The following is an 11542-nucleotide window of genomic DNA, read 5'->3' on the forward strand; positions in this document are numbered from 1 at the left end:
TCACACGGATGTGACCATTACAGGCCCCGGCACTTGTGTCGGGGCCTGTTCTATTTTGGGCAATACCAATGTGGGAGCGAGCCTGCTCGCGAATGCGTAGTGTCAGCCGACAAGTTCGTCAGTAGACAGAGCGTATTCGCGAGCAGGCTCGCTCCCACAGGGTGAATTTCTTTCGGCTTAGTTACCGCGTTTGCTGTTGATCTGCCGCAAGCGATTACCTTCGAAGCGCAGGTACTGGTACATGCCGTTGTTCGGGCCGTAGGTCCATTCCTCGACCTGAAACTCTTCGCGGCGATTGGCGCTGCGCTTGTAGCCGAGCACGTCGCGACTGACCGGCTCGCCGCATTTTTGCAGCACCTCGCTTGTGCGGTCGCCGAGGCTGATCAACTGGCTGCCGCAGCGCAATGTATCCGAAGCCGACACGTGGCCGGCGGCGCAGGTCAGAACGAGCACAGCCAGCCAGTTACGCACGGTCATTCTGCATCCAGGTGCATTTGCGTGACCACGCGGCCGTCGCTTTCGGCCTCGCCGAGGTTGGCGTCGATGAAGTACACGCGGTCATCTTCGAGCTTGCCCTTGTCGACCAGGTAATCCTTGATGGTGCTGGCGCGATCCTGGCCCAACTGTCGCAACAGCACCTCGCTGCCGCTCCAGAACGCGATCACGCCCTGGCGCATTTTCGCCGTGCGTTCTTCCTTGCCGAGGTCTTTCCATTCTGCCGGTGGCTGGGTTTTCAGGCGGGTGCGGTAAATCCCTTCGAGCAATGCGCCTTTCTCGCCTTCGGGCACTTGCAGCAGCGAGGCCTGGGCCGGGACCTTGTCGCCACGGCGCTGGAGCATCTTGTAGTAGTTGTATTGGTATTCGCGTTCCAGACGTTGCTCGGCCAGCAGTGGCCCATCACTGCTCTTCGCGGCAGTGCCTTCGATTTCCAGGCGCAGCGCCGGACGTTCCTTGAGCGCTTGCGACAGTTTCACCAGCGCCGCTTCGGCGTCTTTGCTCAGATCGCTGGAGCCCGGCGCGAAGGACACCGTGCCGAGGTCTTCGGAGCCGCCGCCACTGACCAGCCCGCCGATCATCTTGAACGGCGCGGCGGCCGCTTTGACGATCAAATTGCGCAGGGTCTGCCAGACGATCGGCATGACGCTGAACTGTGGATTATTCAGGTCGCCGGTCACTGGCAATTCGATGGAAATCTTGCCGTCGACGTCCTTGAGCAGGGCGATCGCCAGTTTCAGCGGCAGACTCACTGCATCAGGGCTGTCGACCTTCTCGCCCAGTTGCAGTTGCTCGACGACGACTTTGTTCTCGGCTTTCAGTTGGCCTTTGGTGATCAGGTAGTGCAGATCAAGGTTGAGCCGGCCCTTGCGGATGCGGTAGCCGGCGAATTTGCCGGAGTAGGGCGTCAGGGTCGTCAGTTCGACGCGCTTGAAACTGGTGGCGATGTCGAGGCTGGCCATCGGGTCGAACGGATTGACCGCACCCTTGATGGTCACCGGCGCATAGCGGTCGACCTTGCCTTTGATGTCGACGCTTGCCGGCTTCGCCTGACGACTGTCGATGGTGCCGATCTGACCGTTGAGCTGTTGCACGGCGGTGGCGAAATTCGGCGTCAGGCTGAAGTCGGCGAAGTTGGCCGAGCCGTCGTTGATCGCAATCGCACCGATGTGAATGCCCAACGGTTTGTCCTTGCCGGCCGGTTTGGCTCCGGCAGGTTTGGTGCCGCTGTCGGCCGGTTGCGGGATCAGCAGGTCGTCGACGTTGGTGGTGCGATCGTCGTTGATCATGAAGCGCACATACGGCTGCAACAGGTTGACCTTGTCAATCGACAGACTATCGCCGTGCTGATAGTTGATGCCGTCGACCACGACTTGCTGCCATTTGAGGAAGTCGCGGGTCTTCAGCGTATCGAGGGTGTGCAGTTGATCGATCTGCGCGCGGCCGGTGACGCTGAGGGCCAGTGGCTCGGTGCTCTTCAGGTTGACCTTGAGGTCACTGCCGAGCATGCCGCTGCGCAGTTCCAGGCGAATGAACGGGTTGATATAGGACTGCGCGACACGCAGGTCGACGTCCTCGGTTTTCACGTTGAGCTGTGCGTTGACCGGGGCCAGATTGACCGTGCCGTCTGCGCTGATCTTGCCTTGCTTGCCCAGACCGCTGTCGAGCTTGAGCTTGAAAGGCGAGCCGTTGAGGCTGTCGAAATCCTGCAAGTCGACGTTCAGCGGGGTGATGTCCAGCGCCACCGCCGGTTGCGCCGAGCGGTCAGCGAGATGAACCGTGTAGTTGCGCAGTTGCACATCCTTGACCAGCACCTGCCATGGCTTGCTCGGGGCGCTTGGCTCAGGTTTCGGCGAGTCGGCGGCGGCCGGTGTATCCGTAGGTTCGGCAGCGGCTTTGGCCGCCGGTTTCGACGGTTGGCTGGCGAACAGCTTCTGCCAATCCAACTGGCCGTCGGCTTCCAGCGCCGCCCAGGTTTCCAGTTTGTTGCTGCGGATCTTGCCGACCACCACTTGCTGCTTGGCCAGGTCGAGCGAGGTTTCGCTGACGTCGAGGCGTTCAAGCCTGGCCAGCGGACGTCCGTCCGGAGCCTTGATGGCGAATGGCGCAATGCTCACCGCGACGTTGTTCAGCAGCAGTTCGGTCTGTTTCGACAGGTTGAGTTTGTACTCGGTGCTGAGGCTGACCACGCCGTTTTCCAGCACCAGCGGCACGGCGTCGCGCACGTAGGGCCAGAAGGATTTCATCTGGCCATCGGTGACTTTCAGCGTGCCTTCGGAGGTGAACGGGATCAGGCTGAAATTGCCGGTCCAGTCGATCCGCCCGCCAGCGGGGCCGATGGCGACGAGGGTCATGTCGGCGCTGTCCTCGGGCAGGGTGCTGAGGTTTTTCAGCTCGAAACTGAGGTCGTCGTAAAGAAATTCGATCGGCTCACTGGGCCGCATATCCTCGAAATGCACCACGCCGCCGGCCAGTTTGATGTTGTCGATACGCAGCGGGAACGGCTTGGCGTCGGGATCGGCGGGTGTCGGCTCGCTCGGCGGCAGGTTGAACAGGCCGAGCAGGTTGAGCTTGCCGTCCTTGGCGAAGAGGATTTCGCTTTTGGGTTTGTCCAGTTCGATGTCGGACAGGTGCAGGGCCTTGGTCCACAGGCTGTCGATTTGCAGGTTGGCATAGAGGCGATCGAAGCCGACCTGCTCCTTGCCCGGCTCGCCGATGACTAGGCCCCACAGGGTGACCTCAAGGCTGAAGGGGTTGAGTTCGATGCGCTGCAGATGCGCCGGCACCGTGGCGTAGTTGGCCAGTTGCTGGTTGGCCACGCGCAAGGTAATGCCCGGCAGGATCAGAAACCCCAGCAGGCTGTAGAGGGCCAGGGCTGTCAGCAGTGCGCCAATCGCGCGAATCAATCCTTTGGGCATGTGCGGCTTCATCTGTCTGAATCGGAGTGCCTTGGAGTATGGCACGCGATTCTGGTTCCGAAGTGCTTGATGTGGGACAGGATTGTTCAGAAATTTCTGTAGGAACAGATCTCCCTTGTGGGAGCGAGCCTGCTCGCGAATGCGCTGGTTCAGTGAAAAACAAGTCGACTGACACTGCGCTTTCGCGAGCAGGCTCGCTCCCACAAGGGAATGTAATCGCTCATGCCGGAGGGATCACAGCTGCAAAATCAGCGTCTTCAACGGTGGCTGCTGGTCCCGCGAGGGGAAGTCGGCACCCGGGGTCATCACGCTCCATTCGCGCACCGGGCGGCCGGCCTTTTCGGCGCAGCGCAACACTTGTTCGCGCCAGTCGTCCATGCTGACTTTCGCCAGGTTGTTGCAGCAGATAAGCACGCCGTTGTCAGCGGTGGTCAGCAGCGCCGGTTTGAGCAGGCTCTGATAATCGCGCAGCAAATCGACGGTGCCGAACGCACTTTTGGCCCACGCCGGCGGATCGAGCAGGACCAGATCGTATTGGCGCTGTTCGAGGCGCTGATAGCTCGGCAACTTCTGCCCGCGCCGCACGCTGATCGGCAGGCCAGCAAGCTGACGGATCGCCGGGAAGTAATCGGACTGAATGAATTGCATCGGCGGCAGTTGCGGGTTGAGCAAACCATTCTCGCGACCGACCGCCAGATTGCCCTCGGCAAAATCGAGGTTGCACACCTCACGTGCACCGCCGGCCGCAGCACTGAGGCCAACGCCACAGGTGTAGGCGAACAGGTTGAGCACACTTTTGCCTTGCGCGTGATCCTTGACCCAGCCACGGGTGTTGCGCAGGTCGAGGAACAGCAGCGGATCCTGCCCGGCATGACGCCCGCGCACGCGGTAGTTCAGGCCCCATTCATGCCCGACCAGATCCGCCAGTGCGGCGTCATCGGCTTTATAGACGCTGTCCTCGCGATCGATCCGCGAGTTGCCACGGGAGCGGTCGTTGTAGACCAGCAGGCTGTCGAAGCCCAGGGTCTGGTTGACCATGGCGTGCAGTTGCAGCAGATCGTCACGTTCGAGCGTCTGGTGAAAACTCTGCACCAGCAGTTGCGGGCCGTAGCGGTCGATGGTCAGGCCGCCGGCACCTTCCTGGCTGCCATGGAACAGCCGATAGCAATCGGTGCCCTGGCTGTGCAGCACAGCGAGCAGGTCCTGGCGTTGATCGAGGGCGGCGCGCAGCGCCTGATTCAAGGAAGACATGCGGGCGCCTTGCTGAAAAAACGCGAAGCTTAGCAGTCGGGGCGCTACAAGCGGCAAGTTTCTAGCTGCAAGCTAAAAGCGAAAAGCTGCGCGGACCGCTTTAGCTTGCAGCTTGTAGCTAGAAACTTGCAGCTCTCAAGTATTGAGCCGCTTGTCGACGAGGTCCTGCACCACACTCGGATCAGCCAGGGTCGAAGTATCGCCGAGGCTGTCGAGCTCATTGCAGGCAATCTTGCGCAAAATCCGCCGCATGATCTTGCCCGAGCGGGTCTTTGGCAGCGCCGGCGCCCACTGGATCAGGTCCGGTTTGGCGAAGCTGCCGATCTCCTTGCTGACATGCGCCAGCAGGTCTTTCTTCAGCTCTTCGTTGGCCTCGGTGCCGTTCATTGGCGTCACGAATGCGTAGATGCCCTGGCCTTTGACGTCGTGGGGATAACCGACCACGGCGGCTTCGGCGATGCTGTCGTGCAGCACCAGGGCGCTCTCCACTTCGGCGGTGCCGATGCGGTGGCCGGAGACGTTGATCACATCGTCGATGCGTCCGGTAATCCAGTAATCGCCGTCCTCGTCACGGCGGGCGCCGTCGCCGGTGAAGTAATAGCCGGGGTAGGGCTTGAAGTAGGTGTCGATCATCCGCTGCGGATCACCGTAGACGCTGCGAATCTGCGCCGGCCAGCTCGACTTGATCGCCAGCACGCCACTGCCGGCGCCTTTGATTTCCTTGCCGACTTCGTCAAGCAACACCGGTTGCACGCCAAACATCGGTTGCGTCGCGCAGCCCGGTTTGATCCGTTGCGCGCTGACCAGCGGGCTGAGCATGATGCCGCCGGTTTCGGTCTGCCACCAGGTGTCGACGATCGGGCAGCGCTGTTCACCGACAGCATTGAAATACCATTCCCACGCTTCCGGGTTGATCGGCTCACCGACGCTGCCGAGCAATCTGAGGCTGGCGCGCGACGTTTCCTTCAATGGTCCGGTGCCTTCGCGCATCAGCGCGCGCAGGGCGGTGGGTGCTGTGTAGAAAATGTTCACCTTGTGCTTGTCGATGACCTGCCAGAAGCGCGAACTGCTCGGGTAGCTCGGCACGCCTTCGAACATCAGTGTGGTCGCACCGTTGGCCAGCGGCCCGTAGACGATGTAACTGTGGCCGGTGACCCAGCCGACGTCGGCGGTGCACCAGAACACTTCGCCGTCGCGGTAGTCGAGCACATATTTGAAGGTCATCGCCGCTTGCAGCAGGTAGCCGCCGGTGGTGTGCAGCACGCCTTTGGGTTTGCCGGTGCTGCCGGAGGTGTAGAGGATGAACAGCGGATCTTCGGCGTCCATCGGTTCCGGCGGGCAGTCGTCGCTGACCTCGCGCACCGCGTGGTGATACCACAGGTCGCGGCCCTCGACCCAATCGACCTGGCCCTGAGTGCGCTCGACCACCACCACGGTGCTGACGTTCGGGCAACTTTGCAGGGCTTTGTCGACGTTGTTTTTCAGCGGCACGAAGCGGCCGCCGCGCACGCCTTCATCGGCCGTGATCACGGTACGGCAGTCGGCGTCGAGGATTCGATCACGCAAGGAATCCGGGGAAAATCCGCCAAACACCACCGAATGAATCGCGCCGATTCGCGCGCAGGCGAGCATGGCGTAGGCGGCTTCGGGGATCATCGGCATGTAGATGCACACCCGATCGCCTTTCTTCACGCCACGGCTTTTCAGTACGTTGGCCAGACGGCAGACGTGGTGATGGAGTTTGTTGTAAGTGATCTGCGCCGATTCGGCAGGATCGTCGCCTTCCCAGAGCAGGGCGGTCTGCTCGCCACGGAGCTTGAGGTGACGGTCGATGCAGTTGTAACTGACGTTGAGCTTGCCGCCGGCAAACCAGGCCGCTTCACCGGTTTTCAGGTCGTAGCGCTGAACGGTCTGCCACGGCGTGCTCCAATCGAGGAAACGCGTGGCCTGCTCGGCCCAGAAGGCACTGGGGTGTTCAATCGATTCGCGGTACAGGCGCCGATACTCGTCCTGGCTCAACTGAGCGGCCTGGCGCACGGCATCGGCTTTGGGGAACGTGCTGATATCGAACATGACGGTTCCTTATTCTTGTGGTGCGACACGAATAAAGATGCGCCGAGCGCTGCACAGGTTCAAGTCATGCGCCAAAACAACTGTGGGAGCGAGCTTGCTCGCGAAGGCGGCGGATCAGTCAACACAGTGTTGAATGACGCACCGATTTCGCGAGCAGGCTCGCTCCCACAGGGGAACAGCGTTGTGCCCGAAGGCTTTTATCAGCCGCGATGGCGCCCGCGGAAGTAGTTGATCAGGCCTTGAGTCGAGGCATCGTCAGCCACGGTCTCGTCGCTGCCGACCAGGCGGTTGTAGACGCCTTTGCCCAATTCCTTGCCCAGTTCCACACCCCACTGGTCGAAGGCGTTGATGCCCCAGACCACGCTTTGCACGAACACTTTGTGCTCATACATCGCAACCAGCGCGCCGAGGCGACGCGGGCTGATGCGTTCGACCACCAGGGTGTTGCTCGGACGATTGCCCGGGATCACCTTGTGCGGCGCAAGTTTGCGCACGTCGTCTTCGCCCATGCCTTTGTCGCGCAGTTCGGCTTCAGCTTCCGGCAGGGTCTTGCCGAGCATCAGCGCCTGGCTCTGCGACAGGCAGTTGGCGTACAGCCACTGGTGATGGTCGGAAACCGGGTTGAAGCTGACGATCGGCACGATGAAGTCGGCCGGGATCAATTGGGTGCCCTGGTGCAGCAACTGGTGATAAGCGTGCTGACCGTTGCAGCCGACGCCGCCCCAGATCACCGGGCCGGTATCGGTCGACACCGAGGTGCCGTCCTGACGCACGCTCTTGCCATTGGACTCCATGTCGAGCTGTTGCAAGTGCTTGGTGATGTTGCGCAGGTAGTGGTCGTACGGCAGGATCGCGTGGCTTTGCGCACCCCAGAAGTTGCCATACCAGACGCCGAGCAGGGCCAGCAGCACCGGCATGTTCTGTTCGAACGGCGCGGTCTGGAAATGCTGGTCCATGGTGTAGGCACCGGACAGCAGTTCCTTGAAGTTGGACATGCCGATGGCCAGCGCAATCGGCAAACCGATCGCCGACCACAGCGAGTAGCGCCCGCCGACCCAGTCCCACATCGGGAAGATGTTTTCTTCGCGAATCCCGAAAGCCACAGCGGCGGCGTTGTTGCTCGACACAGCGATGAAGTGGCGATACAGCTCGGCTTCCGAGCCGCCCTGCGCCAGGTACCAGGCGCGTGCGGCCTGCGCGTTTTTCAACGTTTCGAGAGTGTTGAACGACTTCGACGAAACGATGAACAGCGTGGTCTCGGCGCGCAGTTTCTGCGTCAGCTCGTGGAATTCGCTGCCGTCGATGTTCGCCAGATAGTGGCAACGTACGCCTTTCTGCGCGTAGGACAGCAGTGCCTCGGAGACCAGCTCGGGACCGAGGAACGAACCACCGATGCCGATGTTGACCACGTCAGTGATCGGCTTCTCGGTGTAACCGCGCCACAAGCCATCGTGGATGCGGCCGACCAGATCGGTGATCTGGTTCAGCACCTTGTGCACTTCCGGCATCACGTTGACGCCGTTGACCGACAACTTGTCGCCGACCGGGCGGCGCAGGGCGGTGTGCAGTGCCGGGCGGCCTTCGGAGGCGTTGACGATTTCGCCGTCGAACAGCGCTTTGATCGCGCCCTTCAGATCTACTTCATTGGCCAGGCCCACGAGCAGGTTGCGGGTCTCGGCGTTGATCAAATTCTTCGAATAGTCGAGAAACAGACCGCAGCTACTAAGGGTGAACTGATTGAAACGCTGCGGATCGGCGTTGAAGGCTTCGCGCATGCTGAAATCCTGCATGGCTTGGCGGTGATCTTTCAACGCTTGCCAGGCGGGCAGAGCGGTAACGTCGTGAGGAGTGCGGTAGTACGCCATCGCTGCGGTTTTCCTTTTTACTTGAACGGCCTTTTGAACACGGTACAGATCAACCACGGGTTTTTAGCGCATGGGATCAACTGCGTCGACACGAGATCTGGACACAGGGCGAATACAGTAAACCTCGCGCTGCGTTCTGTCTTGACTTTGTCTGACCAGATCCCTGTACTTTTTTAACATCCGTTGAAGAATCTGGCCGACAAACGGAGGTGCCCGGAACACTTTCGCCCAACCGGCATGCGCCGAAAACACCTGTGGGAGCGAGCCTGCTCGCGAAGGCGTGGTGTCAGGCAACTTATAAGTCGCTGATACACCGCCTTGGCGAGCAAGCTCGCTCCCACAGGGAAATTCGTTGCTGCTTAAATCGGGCTATCGAGATTCAGGTGCAGGTTGTCGATCAGCCGCGTAGTGCCGAGGAACGCCGCCGCGAGAATCACCAGGTCGCGATCCTCCGCCATCGCCGGACGCAAGGTCAGGCCATGGCGGATTTCCAGATAGTCCGGACGCAGCCCCGCCGCTTCCAGCACCTGCGACTGCGCAGCGATCAGCGCCGGGTAATCGCGCTCACCTTGCTTGATCGCTTCGGCAATGCTGCTCAGGACGCGATACACCACCGGTGCCACCGCGCGCTGGTCTTCATTGAGGAAGCCGTTGCGCGACGACAGTGCCAAGCCATCCGCTGCACGCACGGTCGGCTCGCCGATGATCTGGATCGGCATGTTCAGGTCATGCACCAGTGCGCGGATCACCGCCAGTTGCTGGTAATCCTTCTGGCCGAAGATCGCCAGATCCGGCTGGACCATGTTGAACAGCTTGCTGACCACCGTCGCCACACCTTCGAAGTGCCCCGGACGGCTGGCACCACACAGGCCTTCGGACAATTGCGGCACGCTGACCCGGGTTTGTCCGGCCATGCCGTCCGGGTACATCTCTTCAACCGTCGGCGCAAACAGCAGGTCGCAACCGGCTTCGAGGAGCTTTTCCTGATCGGCGGCGAGGGTGCGCGGGTATTTGTCGAGGTCTTCGCCGGCGCCGAATTGCAGCGGGTTGACGAAAATGCTCGCGACGACGAAATCCACTCGCTGGGTAGCTTTGGTGATCAGTGCGACGTGGCCGCTGTGCAGGTTGCCCATGGTCGGCACGAAGCCGATGCGCTTGCCTTCACTGCGCGCGCGGGCGACGGCGGCGCGCAGTTCGCGTACGGTTTTGACGGTGTTCATGCAGAGAATCCGTGTTCGATGCCGGGGAACGTGGTGGCTTTGACTTCGCTGACGTAAGCCTTCAGCGCGGACTGGATGCTGTCCTGACCTTGCATGAAGTTCTTGACGAATTTGGGTACGCGGCCGGTGACCGACAGGCCGAGCATGTCGTGCAATACCAGCACCTGGCCGTCGGTGGCGTTGCCGGCACCGATACCGATCACCGGAATGCTCACGGCCTGGCTGATTTCTGCCGCCAGTTCGCTCGGCACGCACTCGAGCAACAGCATGGCCGCACCGGCCTGCTCCAGCGCGATCGCATCGGCACGCATCTGCCGCGCCTGATTCTCGTTGCGGCCCTGCACTTTATAGCCACCGAGAATGTTCACTGCTTGCGGGGTCAGGCCCATGTGCGCACACACCGGCACACCGCGCTCGGCGAGCAGGCGGATCGACTCCGCCAGCCACAGCTGACCTTCGACCTTGACCATGTGCGCGCCGGCCTGCATCAGCATGGCGCTGTTGGTCATGGTCTGTTCGAGGGTGGCGTTGGCCATGAACGGCAGGTCGGCGAGGATCAGGGCATCGCCATTGCCACGCTTGACGCTGGCGACGTGATAGGCCATTTCCGCCGTGGTCACCGGCAGGGTGCTGTCATGACCCTGCAGAACCATGCCGAGGGAGTCGCCGACCAGCAGCACTTCGACACCGGCCTCGTTGCAGGCGTGGGCGAAGGTCGCGTCATAGCAGGTCAGCATGGTGATTTTTTCACCTTTCTGCTTGAGGCTCTGGAGCGTGGTCAGGGTGATGGCTGGCATGTAAAAAATCCTCGTTCAGGCGCTCTGGAAACTGCTGCGAGTCACGCGCGTGATTCTTCATCTACTCAGGCGCACGGTCTTGTGTCGTGCTTTGAAAGGCCTGGATTGCGCCCGTTCATACCGGGTTGGCGGCAGCGGGACGCCTATAGTCGTGATGAGCCAACAGGAAGTCAATTGCGTGTGTTACCGCATTGTTACGCGGGCGGTGTTACCGGCGTTACTGATGCGATTCAGCGGCGCGGCGGACCTGATTCGGGGGATTTTTGTCTGACAAAAACTGGAGATTGGCAGGTGACCTGTGGCGAGGGGATTTATCCCCCTTGGACTGCGAAGCAGGCCCAAATCTGACCAAGCTGTACACAACATGGGGCCGCTCCGCGACCCAACGGGGATAAATCCCCTCGCCACATAACCACATTTCACAGCAGATTTTTGTCAGGGCTGGGAGAGGCGTTCAAGGCCGACAAACGGGCAGGCGGCCAGCAGCTCTGTCAGCGTGCGGCCATCGGCGAGACGCAGATCCTGCGGTGCCAGTTCAGCGAGGGGATAAAGAACGAACGCCCGCTCTTGGATCTGGTAATGCGGGACCTTCAGCCGTGGCTCATCGATCAGGCGATCGCCGAACAGCAGAATATCCAGATCCAGCGTGCGAGGCCCCCAGCGCTCAAGACGTTCGCGGCCCTGAGCGTTTTCGATCGCTTGCAAGGCGTCGAGCAGCTCGATCGGTGCGAGCGAGCTGTCGAGGGCGGCGACGGCGTTGGTGTAACGCGGCTGGCCCGGCAGCAGCGAATCGCTTTGATAAAAGGCTGACACGCCGGCAAGACGTGTCTGCGGCAATTGGCCCAGCGCCGCGATGGCGCTGCGCAACTGGTCGGCCGGGTCAGCGAGGTTGCTGCCCAGGCCGATGTAGATGCGTTCCATGC

The 11542-nt window shown here is 61.2% G+C and carries 8 protein-coding genes; all 8 read right to left on the bottom strand.

The genetic code is table 11. The features are described 5' to 3' along the window. Positions 1-177: 177 nt before the first annotated feature. The 8 genes from JWU58_RS04945 to folK all read right to left on the bottom strand — a co-directional run bounded on the left by JWU58_RS04945 (position 178) and on the right by folK (position 11540). Positions 178-477, bottom strand: coding sequence for a DUF2845 domain-containing protein (locus tag JWU58_RS04945; RefSeq protein ID WP_071173628.1), 300 nt, complete (start codon positions 475-477; stop codon positions 178-180). Beyond that, positions 474-3425 carry a DUF748 domain-containing protein gene (locus JWU58_RS04950; protein ID WP_123443322.1) on the bottom strand — a complete coding sequence of 984 codons (2952 nt, stop codon included), beginning with the start codon at positions 3423-3425 and terminating at the stop codon, positions 474-476. The genes JWU58_RS04945 and JWU58_RS04950 overlap by 4 nt, the downstream gene beginning before the upstream one ends. Positions 3426-3647: 222 nt before the next feature. After that, positions 3648-4664: a class I SAM-dependent rRNA methyltransferase gene (locus tag JWU58_RS04955; RefSeq protein WP_123443323.1), complete on the bottom strand. Its 1017-nt coding sequence runs from the start codon at positions 4662-4664 to the stop codon at positions 3648-3650. Between the two features lie 135 nt (positions 4665-4799). Further along, positions 4800-6737, bottom strand: a complete 1938-nt coding sequence (acs, locus tag JWU58_RS04960) for an acetate--CoA ligase (RefSeq protein WP_123443324.1) — start codon at positions 6735-6737, stop codon at positions 4800-4802. Positions 6738-6937: 200 nt separating this feature from the next. Further along, positions 6938-8602 carry a glucose-6-phosphate isomerase gene (pgi, locus tag JWU58_RS04965; RefSeq protein ID WP_016773160.1) on the bottom strand — a complete coding sequence of 555 codons (1665 nt, stop codon included), beginning with the start codon at positions 8600-8602 and terminating at the stop codon, positions 6938-6940. 359 nt (positions 8603-8961) lie between these two features. Next, positions 8962-9822, bottom strand: a complete 861-nt coding sequence (gene panC / locus JWU58_RS04970) for a pantoate--beta-alanine ligase (RefSeq protein ID WP_206421554.1) — start codon at positions 9820-9822, stop codon at positions 8962-8964. Further along, positions 9819-10619 carry a 3-methyl-2-oxobutanoate hydroxymethyltransferase gene (gene panB / locus JWU58_RS04975; protein WP_206421555.1) on the bottom strand — a complete coding sequence of 267 codons (801 nt, stop codon included), beginning with the start codon at positions 10617-10619 and terminating at the stop codon, positions 9819-9821. Before panB ends, panC begins: the two co-directional genes overlap by 4 nt. 435 nt (positions 10620-11054) lie before the next feature. Then, positions 11055-11540: a 2-amino-4-hydroxy-6-hydroxymethyldihydropteridine diphosphokinase gene (gene folK / locus JWU58_RS04980; protein ID WP_123443325.1), complete on the bottom strand. Its 486-nt coding sequence runs from the start codon at positions 11538-11540 to the stop codon at positions 11055-11057. Positions 11541-11542 lie beyond the last annotated feature (2 nt).

The sequence above is a fragment of the Pseudomonas atacamensis genome (assembly GCF_017167965.1).
Lineage (GTDB): Bacteria > Pseudomonadota > Gammaproteobacteria > Pseudomonadales > Pseudomonadaceae > Aquipseudomonas > Aquipseudomonas atacamensis.

Bases quoted from the DNA above. Each gene is read 5' to 3' on its own strand.
- JWU58_RS04945 (WP_071173628.1), bottom strand. From the start codon at position 477: ATGACCGTGCGTAACTGGCTGGCTGTGCTCGTTCTGACCTGCGCCGCC.
- JWU58_RS04950 (WP_123443322.1), bottom strand. From the start codon at position 3,425: ATGAAGCCGCACATGCCCAAAGGATTGATTCGCGCGATTGGCGCACTG.
- JWU58_RS04955 (WP_123443323.1), bottom strand. From the start codon at position 4,664: ATGTCTTCCTTGAATCAGGCGCTGCGCGCCGCCCTCGATCAACGCCAG.
- acs (WP_123443324.1), bottom strand. From the start codon at position 6,737: ATGTTCGATATCAGCACGTTCCCCAAAGCCGATGCCGTGCGCCAGGCC.
- pgi (WP_016773160.1), bottom strand. From the start codon at position 8,602: ATGGCGTACTACCGCACTCCTCACGACGTTACCGCTCTGCCCGCCTGG.
- panC (WP_206421554.1), bottom strand. From the start codon at position 9,822: ATGAACACCGTCAAAACCGTACGCGAACTGCGCGCCGCCGTCGCCCGC.
- panB (WP_206421555.1), bottom strand. From the start codon at position 10,619: ATGCCAGCCATCACCCTGACCACGCTCCAGAGCCTCAAGCAGAAAGGT.
- folK (WP_123443325.1), bottom strand. From the start codon at position 11,540: ATGGAACGCATCTACATCGGCCTGGGCAGCAACCTCGCTGACCCGGCC.